This window comes from Isoptericola sp. b515 (assembly GCF_030588125.1).
GTDB classification, from domain to species: Bacteria; Actinomycetota; Actinomycetes; order Actinomycetales; family Cellulomonadaceae; genus Isoptericola; species Isoptericola sediminis.
Window position 1 is genome coordinate 342,103 of sequence record NZ_JAUQYR010000001.1, and the last position, 20,065, is coordinate 362,167.

Below are 20,065 nucleotides of genomic sequence, written 5' to 3' on the forward strand. Positions count from 1 at the left end.
ACCTGCGTGCTGCCCCCCGACGTGTCCGCCCTCGTCGACCGGACGCGCCGCGCGCTCGACGGCGGCCCGCCGGTCGTCCCGCTCCCCCGCCTCGGCGACGCCGCCCCGCCGCCCGGGACCGCTGCCGTCGTGCGCACCTCCGGGTCCACCGGGACACCCCGCGAGGTGGCCCTCAGCGGCGCCGCGCTGCGCGCCTCGGCCGCCGCCACGGCGGACCGGCTGGGTGCGCCCGGCCGCTGGGTGCTGGCCCTGCCCGCGACGCACGTCGCGGGGCTGCAGGTGGTGGCCCGGTCGGTCCTGGCCGGCACGCCGCTGGTCGCGGCCGCACCGGACGAACCGTTCACGCCGTCCCGTCTCGCGGACCTGCTGGCCGAGGCGCTCGCGGGCGACGATCCCGTCCACGTCTCGCTCGTGCCCACCCAGCTGCACCGTGTCGTGCAGGCGGCCGACGACGGGGCGCCCCGGGCGCTGGACGCGCTGGCACGCTGCGGGGCGGTGCTGCTCGGCGGCGCCGCCGCCCCGCCGGTGCTGGTCCGTCGCGCCCGGGAGGCCGGGGTGCGGGTCGTGCGGACCTACGGCATGTCCGAGACGTCGGGCGGGTGCGTGTACGACGGCGTGCCGCTGGCGGGCGTCCGGGTGCGGATCGACGCGGACCCGGGCGCGCCGGGGGTCGTGGAGCTCTCCGGCCCGGTGCTCGCCTCCGGCTACCTCGGGGACGAGACGGCCACCGCGGCCGCCTTCCACGACGGTCCTGACGGCCGCTGGTTCCGCACCAGCGACCTCGGGACCCTCCGGGACGGGGTGCTGCGCGTTCTCGGCCGGGCGGACGACGTCGTCGTCACCGGTGGGGAGAACGTGGCGCCGGTGGCGGTCGAGGCGGTCCTCGGCGAGCTGTTCGACGGGGAGGTGTGCGTGGTCGGCGTGCCGGACCCCGAGTGGGGGCAGGCCGTCGTCGCCGTCGTCACCGGACCGCCCGGGACGCCGGCCGGCTGGCTGCCCGACGCCGCGCTGGCGCCCGTGCGGTCGGCGGTCGCCGCTAGGCTGGGGCGGCCCGCGGCGCCGCGGCGGATCCTCGAGGTCGCCGGGCTCCCGCGGCGTGGTCCGGGCAAGGTCGACCGCGCCGCCGTCGTGGATCTCGTGCGTCACCACGACGCACACCGCTGAGAGGAGAACCCATGGCCACCGCCGCTGAGTGGCTCGCCGGCGCGCGCCCCCGCACGCTGCCGGCCGCCGCGGCCCCTGTCGCGATCGGCACCGGCGCGGCGGCGCAGCTCGACGCCTTCGCCTGGCTGCCCGCCGTGCTCGCGCTCGGCGTGGCCCTGGCGCTGCAGGTCGGCGTCAACTACGCCAACGACTACTCCGACGGCGTGCGCGGCACCGACGTGGACCGGGTCGGGCCGCTGCGGCTCACCGCGTCCGCCGCCGCGCGGCCCGGTCAGGTCAAGGGGGCGGCGTTCACGGCGTTCGGCGTCGCCGCCGTGCTGGGGCTCGCCCTGTGCGCCGTCTCCGGGCACTGGTGGCTGATCGCCGTCGGCGCCCTGAGCATGCTGGCCGCCTGGTACTACACCGGTGGCGAGCGCCCCTACGGCTACGCCGGGCTCGGCGAGGTCGGCGTCTTCGTCTTCTTCGGGCTGGTGGCCACGCTCGGCACCACGTACACCCAGGCCGACCGGATCTCGTGGCCCGCGGTGCTGGGCGCCGTCGGCGTCGGGCTCATCGCCTGCGCGCTGCTGATGATCAACAACCTGCGCGACATCCCCACCGACGTGCTGGCGGGCAAGCGCACGCTCGCGGTCCGGGTGGGCGACCACCGTGCTCGCCGGCTGTACGCGCTGTGGCTCGTCGTGCCCGTGCTGCTCGGGCTCGTCTGCGCGATCTGGAACCCGTGGGCCTTCCTGGTGGCGCTGCTCCTGCTGCCCACGGTCCTGCTCGTGCTGCCGGTGCTGGCCGGGGCGCAGGGACGCGCCCTGGTGCCCGTCCTGGCCGGGACCGGCCTCTTCGAGCTCGCCTACGGGATCCTGCTGGGGCTCGGCCTGGCCCTGTGACCGGCCGCCGCGTCGGGTCTCAGGAACGCTGCTGCGGGCCGTCGGCCGCGGTGCCGTCGGCGTGCTCCGACCGGTCGGCGTCGAGGACCGCGTCCTCGGCGGCGGCGTCCTCGTCGATCCGCGTGTCGCCGCGCGTGCGCTCCTTGCGGCGCCGGTCGCGCTCCGCGAGCCAGGCCGCGGCGTCGTCCCGCTGCCGACGCAGCGCGAGGTAGGAGACGGCGAACGCGACGACGAGCGCCACGAGCGGCAGCAGCCACCCGCCGAGACCGACGAGGTATCCGAGCACGAGCGCGGCCACGAAGACGAGGAGGCGCAGCGCGGAGTAGATGAGCAGTGGCACGTCACCAGGGTAAGGCCGTGCCGACAGCCCCGGATGCGGTGCACCCTCGCGGTCGTTCTAGGCTGGAGGCATGTTGCGCGTCGTGGTGATCCTCCTCGTGATCGGCCTGATGGTCTACACCCTCGCCGACCTGGCCGGGTCGGAGGAGGAGGATCGCGGCGGCCTGCCCACCTGGCTCTGGCTGATCATCATCGTGTTCCTGCCGGTCTTCGGGCCGATCTCGTGGCTCGTGACCAAGCGGACCCGGCGCCGTGGGTCCGGCGGCGGGCGTACCGGCCGCCCGGGGCGCGGACCGCGACGCCCCTCCGGACCGGTCGCGCCCGACGACGACCCGGACTTCCTGTGGCGGATCGAGCAGGAGAAGCGGCGTGAGGAACGTCGCAGGAAGCGTGACGAGGAGGGGCCCGACGCGCCGTCGGCCTGATCGCCGCGGCCGGACCCTTCCCGGCCGCACGGGCGGCCCCGCGAGTCAGGGCGATCCCCCGCGAGTCAGGGCGATCCCCCGCGAGTCAGGGCGATCCCCCGCGAGTCAGGGCAGTGCTCCGCGAGTCAGGGTCATCCACCGCGAGTCAGGGCAGCGCTCCGCGAGTCAGGAGAACGCCCGGGTGCCTGGGTCGGCACAGGTTCGTCCCCGAGCGAGCATCCCGGCACCGCCGGCACGACGCCCTGACTCGGGGGCGAAGAGCCCTGACCCGCGCAGGATCGTCCTGACTCAGGGCAGGATCGTCCTGACCCGCGGCGTCGAGCCCTGACCCGCGCAGGATCGTCCTGACCCGCGGCGTCGAGTCCTGACTCGCACAGGAGTGCCCTGACTCGGGGCGAGGAGCCCTGACCCGCGCAGGATCGTCCTGACCCGCGCGGGTCGAGGTGGCCCGCGCGGGTCAGGGTCAGCTGATGCCCGAGTACGAGTGCTTGCCGTTGAAGATCAGGTTCACGCCCGTGAAGTTGAACAGCACGCAGGCGTAGCCGACGACGACGAACCAGGCGGCTCGCCGGCCGGACCAGCCCCGTGTCGTGCGGGCGTGCAGGTAGGCCGCGTAGACGACCCAGATGATGAAGCTCCAGACCTCCTTGGGGTCCCAGCCCCAGTACCGGCCCCAGGCGTCCTCGGCCCAGATGGCTCCGCCGATGATCGTGAACGTCCACATCACGAAGCCGACGGCGTTCAGGCGGAAGGACATCGACTCCAGCGCGGCCGGGGCCGGCATGCGGTCGAGCCAGCGGAATCCCGGGCGCGTGAGGAACGGGGACCCGGTCTCCCGCGCGTCGCGCAGCAGCTGCAGGACGGACAGCACGAACGCGACCGTGAAGATCCCGGTCGCCGTGATCGCGACGCCCACGTGGATGACCAGCCAGTAGTTCTGCAGCGCCGGCTGCACGCCGGTCGCCGCGACGTGGAACGAGTTGAGTCCCACGACGACGAACAGCGTGACCAGCCCGGTGACGAAGGCGCCGAGGAACCGCACGTCGCGGCGCAGGTTCCACACGAGGAACACCACCATCGCCACGAAGGACCCCACGAGCGTGAACTCGTACATGTTGGCCCACGGCGTGCGCCCGGCGGCGAGGCCCCGCAGCAGGATCGCCACGCCGAGCATCGCGGTGCCGAGCCAGGACGTGGACAGGCCGATCCCGGCGGCACGCCGTCGGGCCGGACCGCCGTGGCCGACGTCCGCAGCCGGTCCTGCGCCGTCCGGCGCCGCGACCGCGCCTGGCGCACCGGCACCGACCGTCGCCCGCGCCTCGGTCCGCGCCTCGAGGCGTTCGTCGGTCCGACGTCCCAGGTCGATCGCGAAGGCGATCATCGCCACGGCGAACGTCGTCGCCGCCGCCCACACGAGCAGATCGCTCAGCTCGGCGATCTCCATCTCAGTCCTCCTCGCTCCCGGTCGCTCGACCGTCCGTCGTCCCGGCACCGGACCCACCGGTCCGTCCGGCGCCGTCCGGTCCGTCGCGCTCGACGTCCGGCAGCGCTCCGAAGGCCTTGTCGACCTCGGTCTCCAGCCCGGCGTCGTCCCCACGGGCCAGCCCGGCGACCTCGACTCGCGTGACGCCGCCGGACGTCCATGATCGCACCCACACGCGGCGTCGCGGCAGGAAGAGCGATCCCGTCAGCCCCAGCAGCGCCAGGAGCGCGAACGTCAGCACCCACGCCAACGAGGGGTCGTGCCGCAGGTCCAGGGCGACGAACCGGGGGACGTCCTCGCCGAGCGCGACCGTGCCCAGCCCGTCGGGCAGCTCGACCGAGTCGCCCGGCTCGAGCAGCAGGGTGACCCGTCCGCCGTCGTCGTCGAGGGACGGCGTGAGGTTCGCGGTGTCCAGGCGGTAGACGTTCTGCGGGACGCCGGCGTCGAGCCCGAGATCGCCGCGGTACACCTCCAGGACGAGCAGCGGGTCCTCCGGCAGCGGGAACACCGACTCGGCGGTGCCGTCCTCGTTGATGACGGCCGTCGGCAGGAAGTACCCGATCAGCCCGATCTGGTCGAGCCCCGGCGACACGTCCGGCACCTTGACGACGCCTCGTGAGGTGTACACCTGGTCCTCCGGCAGGAACGGCACCCGCCCGCTGAACGCGGTGGCACCCTCCGCGTCGGTCACCGTGATCTCGGGGGCGTACCCGTTGCCCTGCAGGTAGATCTTGGAACCGTCGACCTCGAGAGGGTGGTTGACCCGGATGGTCTCGGCCCGCGAGGAGCCGTCCGGCTCGGTGACCGTGACGTCGGCGGTGAAGTCGCGGGACTGGGCGAACGCGACGGTGTCCGTGGCGAACTCGGACTCGAAGGAGTCCAGCGTCATCGAGAACGGCACGAGCGACTCCGGGGCGAACCACGCGCCGGACTCGAACGTGTCGTAGTCGACCACCGCGTTCGCGAAACCGCGCCCCTCGGTGATGATCGCCTGCCCGCGGTAGTGCATGAGCTGGCCCACGGCGACGGCGATCACGAGGCCCACCAGGGCCAGGTGGAACAGCAGGTTGCCGCTCTCGCGCAGATACCCTCGCTCGGCGGCGACGGTCCGCGCAGCAGGCCGCCCGGGCAGCGCGCCGCGGGCGGCCCGGGCGTCCTCGGCCCCGGTCTCGACCCGGAAGGTCGGCAGGCGTCGCCACCGGCCGCGCAGGTGGGTCGACGCCGCGTCGGCCACCTCGTCCGGCGTCGCGGACGTCGTCCCCGTCACGTGCACCGGGAAGCGCTCGAACCGGGCGGGGGTCCGCGGCGGGCGGGCCCGCAGCGCCCGGGCGTGCGCGATCGTGCGCGGCACGATGCAGCCGACCAGCGACACCAGCAGCAGCAGGTAGATGGCCGAGAACCAGACGGACGTGTAGACGTCGAAGAACCCGAACCGGTCCAGCCACTCGCCGGCGGTCGGGTGGTCACCCAGGTACTCGACGACCGCCGCGGGGTCCTGGTCGCGCTGCGGCAGGATCGAGCCGGGCAGCGCCGCGACGGCGAGCAGCATGAGGAGCATGAGCGCCACGCGCATGCTGGTCAGCTGCCGCCACGTCCAGCGCAGCATCCCCCGCCAGCCGAGCTGGGGGGCCTGCGGGCCCCGCGGGGACGACGGCGCCCCGGACGGCTCCGGTCGGGCGTCCGCCGCGGACGTCGGCTCACCGGTGGTGAAGTCGTCCGCGATGCCCTCGGGACGGTAGGTCCGCTCGCTCATCACACCACCGTCGTGTATCCGCTGATCCAGCTCTGCAGCAGGCTGGTGGTCACGCCCCACAGACCGGTCACCATCGCCAGGCCGATGACGATGAGCAGCCCACCACCGACCCGCATGATCGTCAGCCGGTGCCGTCGCAGGAAGCTCAGCATCCGCTCGGAGGACTGCAGGCCCAGGGCCACCAGCAGGAAGGGCACGCCGAGGCCGACGCAGTAGGCGATCCCGAGCAGGACGCCCCGGGTGGCCGACGCCTCGTCCAGCGCGAGGGACTGGACGGCGGCCAGGGTCGGGCCCATGCAGGGGGTCCACCCGATGCCGAACACGACGCCGAGCAGCGGTGCGCTCCACAGGCCGGCCCGCGGTGTCACGTGCAGTCGGCGCTCCCGCTGCAGGAAGCCGATCCCGCCGAGGAAGGCGACGCCCATGAGGACGACGACGACGCCGAGCACGCGCGTGAGGACGTCCTCGTAGCGCACCAGATAGGCACCGGCGGCCCCGGCCGCCGCCATCAGGGCGACGAACACGGCGGTGAAGCCGAGGACGAAGAGCCCGACCCCGGCCACGACCCGGCCACGGGCCGGCGCGGCCGGCGGGGCCGCCGTCGTCGTCCCGCCCCGGGACGTCTCGACCGGGCCGGCGTTCGCGGCGGCCATGCCGCCCACGTACCCCACGTAGCCGGGGACCAGGGGCAGCACGCACGGCGAGGCGAAGGAGACCAGACCGGCCAGCAGCGCGACGGGGACGGCGAGCAGCATCGATCCGCTCACCGCCGTCGTCGCGAACAGCTCTCCCATCTCAGGCACCCGCCATCGCGTCGTCGATCAGGCTGTTGAGGGTGCTCTCGGACACCTCGCCGACGACGCGGGCGGCCACGCGACCCTCGGCGTCGAGCACGACGGTGGACGGGACCGCCTGCAACGGCACGACGCCCGACAGCCCGGCCACGACCTGGCCGCTGCGGTCCTCGATCGACGGGTAGGGCACCTCGAAGGTGCGCTGGAAGGCGAGCGCGGCACCGGCCTCGTCCTCGGTGTTGATGCCCAGCAGGTGCACCCCCTCGTCGGCGCGGTCCGTCGCGATCGAGACCAGGGCCGGAGCCTCGGCGCGGCAGGGCGCGCAGCCTGCGTACCAGGTGTTGAGCACGACGACGTCCCCGCGCCAGTCGGCGGTGGAGACCTCGTCCCCCTCGAAGCTGGTGCCCTCGACGACCACCGGCTCGGTCCGGTCGGCCGGCTCCCACTGCTGCACGGTGCCGTCGCCGGAGACGAACCCCTGGCCGACGACGTCGCCCGCGCCGGAGTCGGCGGCGCCGCACCCGGCCAGCGCGAGGGCCGTCCCGAGGGCGAGCACGACGCCCGCCGCGTGGCGGCGCGCCATCAGGCGCCCGCCTGCGGCTCGGCGCCGACGAGCAGGTCCCCGGCGGGTTCGGCGTAGTGCAGTCCGGCGAAGTGGTCGTCGGTGAACGTCAGCGACGTCAGCGAGGCCAGCGCGCACTGGCGACGCCGCGGGTCGTGGGCCAGGCGCCTGCCCTCGAAGGCCAGCCGGGTCAGCCAGACGGGGAGCTGGTGGCTCACCAGGACGACCTCGCGCCCCGCGTGGGCACGTCGGGCGTCGTCGACGGCGGCCCGCATGCGCACGACCTGGTCGGCGTAGGCCTCGCCCCAGGACGGCCGCAGCGGGTTCCACAGCAGCTTCCAGTACCGGGGGTGGGCGAGCTGGGCGGGGTTCGTGCCGATCGTCGAGCCCTCGAGCAGGTTGCCGGCCTCGATCAGCCGGTCGTCGGTGGCCAGCTCCAGGCCGAACGCGGCGGCGACGGGCGCGGCGGTCTCCTGGGCGCGCTGCAGCGGGCTCGCGACGACGGCGGCGACGTCCCGGCCGGTGTCGGTGAGGTGGTCCGCGACGCGTCGCGCCATCTGCTGACCGCGGTCGGACAACCGGTAGCCCGGGATGCGTCCGTACAGGACGCCCTCCGGGTTGTGGACCTCGCCGTGCCGCATCAGGTGGACGGTGGTGGTGGCCATGCGCCTTAGTGTCCCAGATCCCGGGGGTGGACCGGTCGGCGCGACGGGCGTCGTGAGCCGCGTCACGATCGGGCCGCGGACGGGTCTCCGAACTCGTCCGGACGGCGCGGGAATACTGCGCCGGGGTGCCCTGTTCATGCATTTCGATGGAATGATCCGGACGCGATCGCATCACGTCCAGCAACCGATCTGACAAGGAGCCACCCCATGGCCACCCCCCTGCCCCCGGCCCTGACCACCGGCACCTACGCCGTCGACGCCGGCCACTCCACGGCGTCGTTCTCCGTCCGCCACGCCGGCATCTCCAAGGTCCGCGGGACCGTCGGCATCTCCGCCGGGACGATCACCGTGGGCGAGGACCTCGAGTCCTCCTCCGTCGCGGTGACGCTCGACGCGAGCGCCGTGAGCACCGGTGACGAGAACCGCGACCAGCACCTCAAGAGCGCGGACTTCTGGCACGCCGAGGAGCGCCCCACCTGGACCTTCACCTCGACCTCGGTCACCGCCGACGACGACGCCTACATCGTCACCGGCGACCTGACCATCAACGGCGTGACCCGGTCGGTGGACCTGCCGGTCGCCTTCGAGGGTGCCGCGACCGACCCGTTCGGCAACAAGCGCGCCGGGTTCGAGTCCGAGATCGTCATCAACCGCAAGGACTTCGACCTGACCTGGAACGCCGCGCTCGAGACCGGCGGCATCCTGGTCGGCGAGAAGGTCAAGATCGCTCTCGACGTCTCGGCGATCGAGCAGAACTGATCCCACCACGCCGGTGAACCGGCGCCTGTCGGCGTCGTGCCCGCCGCACCTCGCCGTCGCCGGTCAGCGCACGGGAACCGCGTCCGCGCGGATCCCGTGCGCTGACTCGTGCAGCGGGGGCCTGACTCGTCACGGGCCGTCCTGACTCGTCACGGGCCGTCCTGACCCGCGGCGAGACGGCCCGGCCCGCAGGATGGTGCGCGGGCTCAGGCGGAGGGCTGGACCCCGGCCACCGCGGGGTCACCGTCGACACCCACGGCGTCCCCGGACTGCGCGTGCCGCGCCGCGGCGTGGAACGCGAGGATCTGCAGCTCACCCGCGACGTCGACGCTGCGCACCACGACGTCGTCGGGCAGCTGCAGCGCCACCGGCGAGAACGACAGGATCTCGCGCACCCCGCAGGCCACGATCCGCTCGGCCACCGCCTGCGCCGCCGCACCCGGCGTCGCCAGGATCACCATCGACACCCCCCGGGCGGCGAGGATCTCCTCGAGACGGTCGGAGTGCTCGACCTCGAGGCCGGCGGCGCTGCGACCCACCACGTCCGGGTCGGCGTCGATCAGGGCCACCAGCCGGAACCCGCGGGCCGCGTAGCCCGAGTAGTTCGCCAAGGCGTTGCCGAGGTTGCCCACGCCGACGATGGCGAGCCGGTGCTCCGACCCGAGCCCGAGCGCGGCGCTGATCGAGGACGCCAGCGTCTCCACGTCGTACCCGACCCCGCGGGTCCCGAAGGACCCCAGGTAGGACAGGTCCTTGCGCAGCTGGGCCGAGCCCACGCCGGACCGCTCCGCCAGCCCGGAGGACGACGTCGTGGTGACGCCGTCGCTCAACAGGTCGCGCAGGGCACGCAGGTAGAACGGAAGCCGCGCCACCGTCGCCGCGGGCACCGTCACCTCACCGATCTCGATCACGTCCGCTTCCCTCCCGGGGGGACCGCCAGACGGCGCGCCAACCTCACCGCGTCCACCCGCCAGAACCCCTGCTGCACGCCGTCCACCTCGACGACGGGCACGTAGTCGCCGTACCGCTCGGTCAGCGCGGCATCGGCCTCGATGTCGATCTCCCGCCACGCGGCGCCCGCCTGGTCGCACACCGAGGAGACCACCTGCCTGGCGTCGTCGCACAGATGGCAGCCGGGTCGGGTGTACATCACCACCCGTGCCGTCTCCTCAGGGGTCGTCGGGGTGCCGCTCACGAGGACAGCGTATCCGCGCGGCTACAGTGGACCGCATGCCGTCTCACGCCGACCCCCCGGTCAGCCCGCCGGCGGCAGCGTTCTTCGACGTGGACAACACGATCATCCGCGGCGCCAGCTCGTTCCACCTGGCCCGGGCGCTGTACCGGCGCGAGTTCTTCGGGACCGCCGACCTGCTGCGGTTCGGGCTGATCCAGGCCAAGTACCTGCTCTTCGGCGAGTCGCGCACCCAGATCGAGACCGTGCGCAGCCGGGCGCTGTCCCTCATCGCCGGCCGCTCGGTCGCCGAGATCACCGCCGTGGGCGACGAGGTCTACGACACCGTCCTGGAGCTGCGGATCTTCCCCGGCACGAAGCGACTCCTGGACGAGCACCTGGCGGCCGGGGACCAGGTCTGGCTGGTCACCGCGACGCCGGTCGAGATCGGCGGCCTCATCGCACGCCGGCTCGGCGCGACCGGCTGCCTCGGCACCATCGCGGAGCACGAGCGGGGGTACTACACCGGCGCGCTGGTGGGCGACCTCATGCACGGCGAGGCCAAGGCTGCGGCCGTGCGGGAGCTCGCGGAGCGCGAGGGGCTCGACCTGGACCACTCGTACGCCTACGGGGACTCGCTGAACGACCTGCCGATGATGCGGTCCGTCGGCCACCCCTGCCCGATCAACCCCGACGTGCGTCTGCGTCGGCACGCCAAGGAGGTCGGCTGGCCGATCCGCGAGTTCCGCGGTCGCGGTCAGCGGGTGGCGCACCGCGGCGTGCGGACCGCGTCGTGGGCAGGCGCGGCCTGGGTCGCGGGCCTCGTGCTCCGGGCCGCGCAGCGTGCCATGCGCCGACGCGTCCGGGGCCGCTGACCGGGGACGCCCCTCCCCACGGACGCAGCGAGCCCGGCACCCCTAGGGTTACCGGGCTCGCTCAGCACGACCCGCCGGACGGCGGGCGGTGCCTCACTTCTTGTTGCGACGCTGGTGGCGCGTCCTGCGCAGCAGCTTGCGGTGCTTCTTCTTCGCCATGCGCTTGCGGCGCTTCTTGATGACGGAGCCCATGAGGTCCTCACAATGCTGATCGGTGGTCGGACGGCGTTGGCACCGGCGCCCGTGAGCCCGGGCGCAGCCGACCAACGCGAGAAAAGTCCGTCTATCAGAATACCCGATCACGGCCGGTGCCTCGGGCCACGGCGGCGTGCGCCGGGTCACCCCGGCCGCGGGACCGGCCCGGTCAGTCCAGGAAGGGGTCGAGGCCGAACTCGGGGAAGACGTGGCGGCGCGTGGCGAGCACGGCCCGGTCCGTCGGGTCCGACGGGTCGTAGCCGGCCGACCACGGTTGCCAGGTGACCGGTCCGCGGCCCAGCGTCCTGGCCGCGGGCAGCCCGGACATCTCCTCCGCCGCCTCCCGCCACGCTGCCGGCAGCGGCATCCCCGTCTCCAGCGGGACGTGCGCCGCCTCGGCCACCAGCGCCGCCCACACCAGCGGCACCACGTCGACGACGGCGTACCCTCCGCCGCCGAGGGCCACCCAGCGACCCTCGCAGAGCTCGTGCGCCAGCTCGTGCAGCCAGCGGGCCGCGGTCTTCTGCGCGTGCACACCGACGGAGAGGTCGGCGAGCGGGTCGTTGCCGTGGGCATCGGCTCCGTGCTGGGACACGATGGCGTCGGGGGCGAACTCCCGCAGCACGGTCGGCAGCACCGCGTCGACGGCGCGCAGCCATCCGGCGGAGTCCGTCCGCGGCGGGAGCGCGACGTTGACCGCGGTGCAGTGGTTCAGCCCGGCACCGGTGTCCGCCGGGTCGCCCGTGCCGGGAAACAGCGTCCGGCCGTCCTGGTGGACGGAGAAGGTCAGCACCCGCGGCTCGTCCCAGAAGATCGCCTCGACGCCGTCGCCGTGGTGGGCGTCGAGGTCGACGTACGCGACCCGCTCCGCCCCGCTGTCCAGCAGCCGCTGCACGGCGGCGGCGGCGTCGTTGTAGACGCAGAAGCCCGACGCCGCGTCCCGGCGGGCGTGGTGCATGCCGCCGGCGATGTTGATCCCGTGCTGCGCCCGTCCCGACCAGACGGCGTCCGCGGCGGCGACCGAGGCCCCCACGAGCCGGGCCGCGGCCTCGTGCATGGCGGGGAACACGGGGTCGTCCTCCGTCCCGAGCCCCCGGGCGACGTCGGGCTCCCCCGTGGTCGCCGCGCGGCGCACCGCGGCGACGTAGTCGGCGTCGTGCACGGTCTCGAGGAGCTCGTCCGGTGCGCAGACCGGGTCGACCACCTCCAGCCCGGGTTCGCCGAGCAGTCCGAGCTCGGTGATCAGGCGCATCGTCAGGGCGAGCCGCGCCGGCGCCATGGGATGCCCGAGCCCGAAGTCGTAGCGCAGCAGCTCGGGACTCCACAGCAGCTGGGCGACCGACATCCCGCCACGGTAGCCCAAGCCGTGGCAGGCTGGGCGGCGACCAGTGCGGACGACGAGGGAGGGCGCGGCCGGTGGCCCGATCGGTGCAGGACCGCGCCTCGATGCTGCGCGAGTGGGTGGACCGCACGGCCCGGGAGTACCCGGCCCGGCTGGCGATGACGGTGTTCGCCGCCGTCATCACGCTGTTCACGCTCCTGCTGCTGCCGCCCTGGGCGACGGCCACGGACACGGGCGCCCGGTTCGTCGACGCCCTGTTCACCGCGACGTCCGCCGTGTGCATCACCGGCCTGGTCGTCGTCGACACGGCCGAGTACTGGTCGGAGTACGGCCGCGCGGTCATCCTGCTCGGCATCAAGGTCGGCGGGCTGGGCGTCATGACGATCGCGTCCCTCCTGGGGATCGCCGTCTCCCGGCGCATCGGACTGACCCAGAAGCTGCTCACCGCCTCGGAGACGAAGACCGGGACGACGCGGCTGGGCGAGGTCGGCTCCCTGATCCGGCTGATCATCGTGGTCTCCACCTCGATCGAGCTGACGATCGCCCTCATCCTCCTCCCCCGGTTCCTCGCGCTCGACGAGAGTCTCGGGCTGGCGCTGTGGCACTCGACCTTCTACGGCATCTCGGCGTTCAACAACGCCGGGTTCGTGCCCACCGTGGACGGGCTGCTGCCGTACGCCTCGGACTGGCTGGTCATCATCCCCGTCGTCCTGGGCGTGTTCATCGGCGCCCTGGGCTTCCCCGTGATGCTGAACCTGCTGCAGGCGCGCCGGCACGGGCGCCGGTTCCTGCGGCACCTCTCGCTGCACACCAAGCTGACGATCACGACCAGCGTCGCGCTGCTCGTGGCGGGTCTGGTGATCATCGGCGCGATGGAGTGGGCGAACCCGGAGACGCTCGGCGGCCAGGACCTGAGCACGAAGTTCCTCTCGGCCCTCATGGCCTCCGTCATGCCACGGTCCGGCGGGTTCAACACGTTCGACGTCGGCGCCATGCGGGCGGAGTCCTGGCTCGTCACCGACGCCCTGATGTTCGTCGGCGGCGGGTCGGCCTCCACCGCCGGCGGCATCAAGGTCACCACGTTGGCCGTCATGCTGCTCGCGATCGTCGCGGAGGCACGCGGTGACCGGGACGTCGACGTGTTCGGCCGGCGCATCCCCCGGGACACGCTGCGGCTGTCGATCGCCGTGGTCTTCATCGGCGCCACGATGGTGCTGGTCTCCTGCATCGCCCTGGTCCGGATCACCGACTTCTCCCTGTCGCAGATCCTGTTCGAGGTCATCTCCGCGTTCGCGACGGTGGGGCTCTCGACGGGGATCACCGGCGACCTGCCCGACGGCGGGAAGTACTGGTTGAGCGCCCTGATGTACCTGGGGCGCGTCGGCACCATCTCCGTGCTCGGCGCCCTGGCCCTGCGGGACCGGCGCCGCGTCATACGCTTCCCCGAGGAGCGCCCCATCATCGGCTGACGACCCGCGCGCCAGACGGCAGCGGCGCGTCGCCGACACCACCGACCGACCGGAGGAGAACCGTGGCAGAGAAGAAGGACGACCGGGACGCCGGCGTGCTCGTCATCGGCCTGGGCCGGTTCGGGTCGTCCCTGGCGGAGACGCTGGACCGGCTCGGCCAGGACGTGCTCGCGGTCGAGACCGACGACCGCCTCGTCAACCAGTGGTCCGGCCGCCTGCCGCTGGTCCAGGCGGACGCGTCCAACCCGGAGGCCCTGGAGCAGCTCGGCGCCCAGGAGTTCGGCGTGGCGGTGGTGGGGGTGGGGACCGAGCTCGAGGCCTCGGTGCTCATCACGGGCAACCTCGTCGACCTCGGCACCCCCCAGATCTGGGCCAAGGCGATCTCGGCCGAGCACGGGCGCATCCTGACGCGGATCGGCGCCCACCACGTCGTGTACCCCGAGTCCGACGCCGGCTCGCGGGTCGCCCACCTCGTCAGCGGCAAGATGCTGGACTACATCGAGGTCGAGGACGGCTTCACGATCGTCAAGATGCGCCCCCCGCGCGAGATGCAGGGGTTCACGCTCGCCCAGTCGGACATCCGCAAGAAGTACGGCATCACCGTGATCGGCGTGAAGTCGCCCGGCATCGAGTTCACCTACGCCACTCCCGAGACCCGCGTCAGCGCGAACGACCTGCTGGTCTGCTCGGGACACGCGGACCTGCTGGAGCGCTTCTCGGCGAGGCCGTGAGCACGGACCGGGGGCGCACCGCGGCACCGTCGTCGCCGTCGGTGGTCCTCGTCTGCGGTCCGGCCGGCGCAGGCAAGTCGACGCATGCCCGGCGCCTGGCGGACGACGGCTACACGGTGCTGTCGTTCGACGCCGAGGCCTGGCGGCGCGGGCTGCGCGATCACCCGGTGGACGCCGAGGACGCGGCCGCCGTCCACGCCCACCTGCAGCGCGAGCTGCTGCGGCACGTCGCCGCCGGGGACCGCGTCGTCGTGGACACGTCGTTCTGGTCCCGGTCGTCCCGGGACGCGTACCGCGACCTGCTGCGCCCGCACGGCGTCGAGCCGGTGGTGCACCTGCTGGACACCCCGCGGGACGTCGTGCTGGAGCGGCTGGCCGCACGCCGGCACCGCGGACCCGACGACGTCGCCGTCCCCCGGGCGCGCGCGGAGGCCTACCTCGACGGTTTCCAGGTCCCCACCCCGGACGAGGGGCCCCTCGTCGTGCTCGACGGACGTGACCGCGGAGGCGTCGTGGAGTAGGCTCCCGGATAATTCCTCATCCGAGGAATTATGATCACGGACCGAGGGAGCCGCCGTGCGCGCCATGATCGTCAAGGAGTTCCGCGAGCTGCGGCGCGACCACCGCACCGTCGCGATGCTCGTCGCCCTGCCCCTGCTGATGCTGGTCATCTTCGGGTACGCCGCGAACTTCACCGTCGACGAGCTGAAGGTCGCCGTCGTCGGCGACCAGGCGGACCAGGTGCAGCAGCTCGTCGCGCAGGCGCCGCAGGACGCACCGACCACCCTCGACCTCACCGACGTCGACGCGGAGGCGGGGTCCGGCCAGGCACGCGACATGCTCCGCGACGACGAGGTCGACGTCGCGATCCTCAGCGGGGACGCCTCGGACGCCGACGGCGGCCGCCCGACCGTCCTCGTCGACGGCTCCAACCTCTTCGCCGCCCAGAGCGCCTCGGTCCTCGTGGCCCAGCTCGGCGACCGCGTCGACTCGGAGATCCTCTACAACCCGGACCTCGAGACCTCCTGGGTGATGGTCCCGGCGATCATCGGCCTGATCCTGACCTTCATCGGCACGATCATCACCAGCATCGGGCTGGTCCGTGAACGCGAGGCCGGCACGCTCGAGCAGCTCGCCGTCATGCCGCTGTCCCCCACGTCGGTCGTGCTGGGGAAGATCTCCCCGTACTTCCTCCTCGCGTGCTTCGACATGGTGCTCGTGACCCTGCTCGGTGTGTGGCTGTTCGGCGTCCCGTTCCGGGGGTCCGCGCTGCTCTTCGGCATCGGCGCGGCGATCTTCCTGTTCGCCGTCCTCGGGATCGGGGTGCTCATCTCGACCGTCTCCCAGACCACCGGGCAGGCCGTCCAGGTCGCGCTGATGACGATGCTGCCGCAGATCCTGCTGTCCGGGATGATCTTCCCGCTGGACGCCATGGCCGCCGGCGTCCGCTGGATCGGCTACCTGCTGCCGCTGACGTGGTTCGTCAAGCTCTCCCAGGGCGTCATGCTGCGCGGGGCCGGATGGGAGTCGATGTGGCTGCCGGTCGTCGTCCTGACCGGGATGGCGGTCCTCGTCTTCGGCGTCGCCGTGGTCCGGCTGCGCCGGGACATCGCACCGGCCCGCGGGGTCCGCTGATGTACGGCGCACGCGACCTCACCGTGGAGCTCGGCGGCGCGACCGCGCTGTCCGAGGTGAGCGTCGCCGTCCCGTCCGGCGAGGTGACCGCCGTCGTCGGCGGGGACGGGGCCGGCAAGACGACCCTGCTGCGGGCCCTGCTCGGACGCGTCGCCGCCGTGCGCGGCACCGTGGACGTCCCGCCCGCCCCGCGCATCGGCCACGAACCCTCCACGTCCGGGGTGTGGCCGACCCTGACCGTCCGCGAGAACGTCGAGTTCGTCGGCTCGGCGTACGGGATGTCCGCCGCCGGGATCCGGACCCGCGCCGCCGACCTGCTGGCGACCGCGGGCCTCGACGACGTCCGGGACCGGCTCGGACGCGACCTGTCCGGGGGCATGCGGCAGAAGCTCGGGTTCTGCCTGGCGATGCTGCACACCCCCGACCTGCTGCTGCTCGACGAGCCCTCGACCGGTGTCGACCCCGTCAGCCGGGTCGAGCTGTGGCGGCTCATCACCCAGGCGGCCCGGAGCGGCGCCGCCGTGCTGATGACGACGACCTACCTCGACGAGGCCGAGCGGGCCGCGACGGTCGTCGCCCTGCAGGACGGGCAGGTGCTCGCCACCGGCAGCCCGGCGGACGTGGTCGGCACCGTGCCGGGGACGGTGTCCGTCGGCGACGACCCACCCGGCGGCCACGACCGGACGTGGCGCCGCGGTCGGTCGTTCCACACCTGGACGCCCGACGGCGCGACGGCCCCGGGCCGCCCGGTCCCGCCCGACCTCGAGGACACCCTGATCGCCCTCACGCTCGCCCGCCAGGAGGAGACCCGATGACCACCCTGGTCCACGCCGACGGCGTCACCAAGCGGTTCGGCGCGTTCGCCGCCGTCGAGGACATGTCCCTCGACGTGCACGCCGGGGAGATCGTGGGCCTGCTCGGCTCCAACGGGGCCGGCAAGACGACGCTGCTGCGCGTGCTGCTCGGGCTCGAGGCGGCGGACGCCGGCCACGTCGAGGTGTTCGGCGACCCGCCCGCCGACGCCGACCGCCAAGCGCTCGGGTACGTGCCCCAGGGGCTTGGCCTGTCCCAGGCGCTCAGCGTCCGGCAGAACGTCGACTTCGTCGCCGCGGCCTTCTCCGTGCGTCACGCCCCGGCGCTGCCGACCACGCTGGCCGCCGTCGCCGACCAGCCCGTGGGGCGCATCGGGCTGGGCCGCCAGCGCCAGCTCGCCTTCTACTGCGCCCTGCTGCACTCCCCCCGCCTGCTCGTCCTCGACGAACCGACGTCCGGCGTCGACCCTCTCGCCCGGGCACGGCTGTGGGACACGATCCACGCGCAGGCCGAGGCCGGTGCCGGTGTGCTCGTCACGACGCACTACATGCAGGAGGCCGAGCAGTGCGACCGCCTGGTGATCATGTCGCGGGGCCGCGGCGTGGCCCGTGGGGCGGTCGGGGACATCACCGCGACCTCGCGCACCGCCGTCGTGCGCACCGAGGAGTGGTCCGCGGCCTTCGCCGCCCTGGACGAGGCGGGTCTGCCGGTGACCCTCGCCGGCCGCACCAGCCGCGTCGCCGGGACGGCGCCCGAGCGCGTGCGCGCGGCCCTCGACGCCGCCGGCGTGCCGGCCGACGTCGCGGAAGAGGCCGCCACGCTGGAGGAGACGATGGTGCTCATCGAGCAGTCGTCACGTCACCCAGGTCCCCGGTGAGGTAGCGCTGCAGGGTCGGGCCCACCAGCGTGGCGAGATCGTCCGCCGAGGCCGAGGCCAGCGGTTCGACCCCGACCACGTAGCGGATCATCATCAGGCCGGCCACCTGGGAACCGGCCAGGGACGCGCGCAGCTCCGCGTCGGCGACACCCAGCCGCTGCACGAGGGGGCCGAGGACCTCCACCCCCAGGAAGCGCTGCAGGAGGTTCCGCAGACCCGGGTCGGCCATGATGGCCGGGACGACGACACGGACCGTCGCGCCGCCGTCCGCGTCCCACGTCCGCACGACCGCCCGCACGAGCCGCTCCCCCATGTCCTCGACGGGGCCGTCGGCGGCGGACCGGGTGACAGCCGACGGGTCGATGTCGGTCAGGCCCAGCGTGGCGGCGAGCAGCTCGGTCTTGCCGGCGAACCAGTGCCGCACGGTGCCCGGGTCGACACCGGCCCGTCGGGCCACGCCCCGCAGGGACACGGCCTCGTAGCCCCGCTCGTCGAACTCCGCCCGGGCGGCCTCCAGCACCGCCCCGCGCGTGCTCTGGCCCGCTGGGCGGCGTCCTCGACGCGACGGGTCGGACATCTGCGATCAGCCGAGCTCGCGGCCGAGCTCCGCCGACCGGTCGCGCGCCGCCTCCATCGCGGCGACGAAGGACGCCCGCACACCGGCGTCGTCGAGCCGCCGCAGGGCCTGGATCGTGGTGCCACCGGGTGAGGAGACCTTCTCGCGCAGGACCACGGGGTGCTCCCCCGTCCGCGCGAGCAGCGTCCCCGCGCCGAGCACCGTCTGCACGGCCAGCCGGCGGGCGACGGCCCGCGTCAGGCCCATCAGCACCCCGGCCTCGGCCATGGCGTCGACGACGTAGAACACGTAGGCGGGGCCGGAGCCGGCGAGCGCCCCGAACGCGTCGATCTCCTTCTCGGTGATGCGCAGGGTCTCCCCGGTGCCGGCCAGCAGCGCCTCGACGAGGGCGACGTCGTCCTCGTCCGTCGTCGGTCCGGGGACGACGGCGGTCACCCCGGCGCCGACCTGGGCGGGGGTGTTCGGCATGGTCCGCACGACGGGCTGGTCCGCGGGCAGGTGGCGGGCGTAGAACGACAGCGGCAGGCCGACGGCGACGCTGACGACGACGGCGTCGGCGGGCAGCGCGGGACCGATCTCGTCGAGCACGGCGGCGACGTCCTTCGGCTTGACGCCGACGACGACGAGGCGGGCGTCGGACACAGCGGCGGCGTTGTCCGTCGTCGTGGCGACCCCGTAGGTCTCGGCCAGCTCGGCGCCCCGGTCCTCGCGACGCACGGTGGCGACGACGTCGGCCGGGTCGAGCCCGGACGACAGGGCACCGGCCAGGACGGCCTCGGCCATCGTGCCGGTCCCGACGAAGGCCACCCGGGTCCCGGCGATCTGCGTGCTCACGTGGTCTCTCCTCACATCGGGAACGTCTCGTAGAAGTCCTGGACGAGCTGCTCCGGCCCGGTGGCCTGGAAGACGGCCGTGTCGTTGCGCCAGGTGACCACCGACTCCCCGGCGGTCGCACCGGGGGTGACGGCGTAGTCGCCGACGGTCTCGCCGCCGACGGTGACGTCCCCCTCGGCCTCGGGGTCGCCGGCGGCCTGCAGCAGCGTCGCGTACACCTCGGCCGCGGCGTCACCGTCCGACCACTGACCGGCGACGAGGTCGACCCGCGCTCCGTCCGCCGACCCGTCGGCGTAGACGACGTCCCACGCCTCGACGGCGTCGGCCTCGTCGATCCACGCGCCCTCCGTGACGTCGAGGCGGACGAGCTGCAGGGCGGAGTCCGGCATCGCCGACTGGAAGTCGGTGGCGTCCTCGGGCAGCGGACTCGGCTCGGCGGTCGGCGTCGGCGGCGCCGCGGTGACCGTGACCTCGGGCAGCGGGTCGGGCTCCTCCTGGGCGAAGCCGGGCCAGAAGAACGCGGTGACGACCGCGATCCCTGCCACGACGACGAGCACCACCGCCAGGACGATGCGGCGGCGACGGACCTGTGCCGCCCGCGAGCTCTTCTGGTGCACCTTCTCCCCCGGGGTCCGGAATCCCGGGGTCAGGTACCCCGGCTTGCGGTCGGCCATCGACGTCCTCCTGGTCTGGTGCCGGTGCGCCGACGACGGCGTCGCCG

The 20,065-nt window shown here is 73.7% G+C and carries 24 protein-coding genes; 11 read left to right on the plus strand and 13 right to left on the minus strand.

All coding sequences use genetic code 11. From position 1 onward, the window contains the following. The first annotated feature begins 6 nt into the window (after positions 1-6). Together Q6350_RS01550 and Q6350_RS01555 are read left to right on the plus strand one after the other, a co-directional pair. Positions 7-1,164 (plus strand): AMP-binding protein, encoded by a 1,158-nt coding sequence (locus Q6350_RS01550; RefSeq protein ID WP_305064824.1) that lies wholly within the window; start codon positions 7-9, stop codon positions 1,162-1,164. Positions 1,165-1,175: 11 nt separating this feature from the next. Then, positions 1,176-2,045, plus strand: coding sequence for a 1,4-dihydroxy-2-naphthoate polyprenyltransferase (locus Q6350_RS01555; RefSeq protein ID WP_305064826.1), 870 nt, complete (start codon positions 1,176-1,178; stop codon positions 2,043-2,045). Positions 2,046-2,064: 19 nt separating this feature from the next. On the opposite strand, the gene Q6350_RS01560 is transcribed toward Q6350_RS01555, so the two are convergent. Further along, positions 2,065-2,385 carry a DUF4229 domain-containing protein gene (locus tag Q6350_RS01560; protein ID WP_171246012.1) on the minus strand — a complete coding sequence of 107 codons (321 nt, stop codon included), beginning with the start codon at positions 2,383-2,385 and terminating at the stop codon, positions 2,065-2,067. Between the two features lie 70 nt (positions 2,386-2,455). Between Q6350_RS01560 and Q6350_RS01565 the strand changes: the two genes are divergently transcribed. Continuing rightward, positions 2,456-2,809, plus strand: a complete 354-nt coding sequence (locus Q6350_RS01565) for a PLDc N-terminal domain-containing protein (protein WP_304602560.1) — start codon at positions 2,456-2,458, stop codon at positions 2,807-2,809. 463 nt (positions 2,810-3,272) lie between these two features. Here Q6350_RS01565 and ccsB read toward each other — a convergent pair whose 3' ends face one another. From ccsB to Q6350_RS01590, 5 genes are read right to left on the minus strand one after another with little or no spacing between them, the layout of a single operon-like run. Beyond that, positions 3,273-4,253 (minus strand): c-type cytochrome biogenesis protein CcsB, encoded by a 981-nt coding sequence (gene ccsB, locus Q6350_RS01570; protein WP_304606748.1) that lies wholly within the window; start codon positions 4,251-4,253, stop codon positions 3,273-3,275. Between the two features lies 1 nt (position 4,254). After that, positions 4,255-6,045 carry a cytochrome c biogenesis protein ResB gene (locus tag Q6350_RS01575; protein WP_304602562.1) on the minus strand — a complete coding sequence of 597 codons (1,791 nt, stop codon included), beginning with the start codon at positions 6,043-6,045 and terminating at the stop codon, positions 4,255-4,257. After that, positions 6,045-6,839, minus strand: coding sequence for a cytochrome c biogenesis CcdA family protein (locus tag Q6350_RS01580; protein WP_305065739.1), 795 nt, complete (start codon positions 6,837-6,839; stop codon positions 6,045-6,047). Before Q6350_RS01580 ends, Q6350_RS01575 begins: the two co-directional genes overlap by 1 nt. A gap of 1 nt (position 6,840) precedes the next feature. After that, positions 6,841-7,422, minus strand: a complete 582-nt coding sequence (locus Q6350_RS01585; RefSeq protein ID WP_304602563.1) for a TlpA disulfide reductase family protein — start codon at positions 7,420-7,422, stop codon at positions 6,841-6,843. Continuing rightward, positions 7,422-8,066 carry a histidine phosphatase family protein gene (locus Q6350_RS01590; protein WP_304602564.1) on the minus strand — a complete coding sequence of 215 codons (645 nt, stop codon included), beginning with the start codon at positions 8,064-8,066 and terminating at the stop codon, positions 7,422-7,424. Before Q6350_RS01590 ends, Q6350_RS01585 begins: the two co-directional genes overlap by 1 nt. Before the next feature lie 207 nt (positions 8,067-8,273). Here Q6350_RS01590 and Q6350_RS01595 point away from each other — a divergent pair, with 207 nt between their 5' ends. Then, on the plus strand, positions 8,274-8,825 hold the full coding sequence (locus Q6350_RS01595) for a YceI family protein (protein ID WP_171246017.1): 552 nt from the start codon (positions 8,274-8,276) through the stop codon (positions 8,823-8,825). A 206-nt stretch (positions 8,826-9,031) separates the two neighbouring features. On the opposite strand, the gene Q6350_RS01600 is transcribed toward Q6350_RS01595, so the two are convergent. Together Q6350_RS01600 and Q6350_RS01605 are read right to left on the minus strand one after the other, a co-directional pair. Further along, entirely contained in the window at positions 9,032-9,736 is a 705-nt protein-coding gene (locus tag Q6350_RS01600; RefSeq protein ID WP_171246018.1) for a redox-sensing transcriptional repressor Rex, read from the minus strand. Beyond that, on the minus strand, positions 9,733-9,975 hold the full coding sequence (locus Q6350_RS01605) for a glutaredoxin family protein (RefSeq protein WP_171246070.1): 243 nt from the start codon (positions 9,973-9,975) through the stop codon (positions 9,733-9,735). Before Q6350_RS01605 ends, Q6350_RS01600 begins: the two co-directional genes overlap by 4 nt. Positions 9,976-10,055: 80 nt before the next feature. Here Q6350_RS01605 and Q6350_RS01610 point away from each other — a divergent pair, with 80 nt between their 5' ends. Further along, complete coding sequence (locus Q6350_RS01610) at positions 10,056-10,871, plus strand: HAD family phosphatase (protein ID WP_304602566.1); 816 nt, start codon at positions 10,056-10,058, stop codon at positions 10,869-10,871. 93 nt (positions 10,872-10,964) lie between these two features. Here Q6350_RS01610 and Q6350_RS01615 read toward each other — a convergent pair whose 3' ends face one another. Both Q6350_RS01615 and Q6350_RS01620 read right to left on the minus strand, forming a co-directional pair. After that, positions 10,965-11,063: a 30S ribosomal protein bS22 gene (locus Q6350_RS01615; protein WP_012085056.1), complete on the minus strand. Its 99-nt coding sequence runs from the start codon at positions 11,061-11,063 to the stop codon at positions 10,965-10,967. Between the two features lie 172 nt (positions 11,064-11,235). Beyond that, positions 11,236-12,411, minus strand: a complete 1,176-nt coding sequence (locus Q6350_RS01620) for an acetoin utilization protein AcuC (RefSeq protein WP_304602567.1) — start codon at positions 12,409-12,411, stop codon at positions 11,236-11,238. Between the two features lie 101 nt (positions 12,412-12,512). On the opposite strand from Q6350_RS01620, the gene Q6350_RS01625 reads away from it, so the two are divergent. The 6 genes from Q6350_RS01625 (at position 12,513) to Q6350_RS01650 (ending at position 17,933) form a co-directional block, all read left to right on the plus strand. After that, positions 12,513-13,877, plus strand: coding sequence for a TrkH family potassium uptake protein (locus Q6350_RS01625; protein WP_171246071.1), 1,365 nt, complete (start codon positions 12,513-12,515; stop codon positions 13,875-13,877). A 62-nt stretch (positions 13,878-13,939) separates the two neighbouring features. Then, positions 13,940-14,608: a TrkA family potassium uptake protein gene (locus Q6350_RS01630; protein ID WP_304602568.1), complete on the plus strand. Its 669-nt coding sequence runs from the start codon at positions 13,940-13,942 to the stop codon at positions 14,606-14,608. After that, complete coding sequence (locus Q6350_RS01635) at positions 14,605-15,129, plus strand: ATP-binding protein (RefSeq protein ID WP_304602569.1); 525 nt, start codon at positions 14,605-14,607, stop codon at positions 15,127-15,129. Before Q6350_RS01630 ends, Q6350_RS01635 begins: the two co-directional genes overlap by 4 nt. 64 nt (positions 15,130-15,193) lie before the next feature. Continuing rightward, the gene (locus Q6350_RS01640) at positions 15,194-16,243 is read left to right on the plus strand and encodes an ABC transporter permease (protein WP_305065740.1); all 1,050 of its coding nucleotides are present in this window, start codon (positions 15,194-15,196) and stop codon (positions 16,241-16,243) included. Then, positions 16,243-17,058, plus strand: coding sequence for an ABC transporter ATP-binding protein (locus Q6350_RS01645; protein WP_304606743.1), 816 nt, complete (start codon positions 16,243-16,245; stop codon positions 17,056-17,058). Before Q6350_RS01640 ends, Q6350_RS01645 begins: the two co-directional genes overlap by 1 nt. Then, positions 17,055-17,933: an ABC transporter ATP-binding protein gene (locus Q6350_RS01650; protein WP_304602571.1), complete on the plus strand. Its 879-nt coding sequence runs from the start codon at positions 17,055-17,057 to the stop codon at positions 17,931-17,933. The genes Q6350_RS01645 and Q6350_RS01650 overlap by 4 nt, the downstream gene beginning before the upstream one ends. On the opposite strand, the gene Q6350_RS01655 is transcribed toward Q6350_RS01650, so the two are convergent. The 3 genes from Q6350_RS01655 to Q6350_RS01665 are packed head-to-tail and all read right to left on the minus strand — an operon-like array spanning position 17,896 to position 20,018. Beyond that, the gene (locus Q6350_RS01655) at positions 17,896-18,510 is read right to left on the minus strand and encodes a TetR family transcriptional regulator (protein ID WP_304602572.1); all 615 of its coding nucleotides are present in this window, start codon (positions 18,508-18,510) and stop codon (positions 17,896-17,898) included. The two genes, Q6350_RS01650 and Q6350_RS01655, sit on opposite strands and share 38 nt — an antisense overlap. Positions 18,511-18,516: 6 nt before the next feature. Continuing rightward, positions 18,517-19,344, minus strand: a complete 828-nt coding sequence (proC, locus tag Q6350_RS01660; RefSeq protein WP_304602573.1) for a pyrroline-5-carboxylate reductase — start codon at positions 19,342-19,344, stop codon at positions 18,517-18,519. An 11-nt stretch (positions 19,345-19,355) separates the two neighbouring features. Further along, the gene (locus Q6350_RS01665) at positions 19,356-20,018 is read right to left on the minus strand and encodes a hypothetical protein (RefSeq protein ID WP_304606740.1); all 663 of its coding nucleotides are present in this window, start codon (positions 20,016-20,018) and stop codon (positions 19,356-19,358) included. Positions 20,019-20,065: the final 47 nt, after the last annotated feature.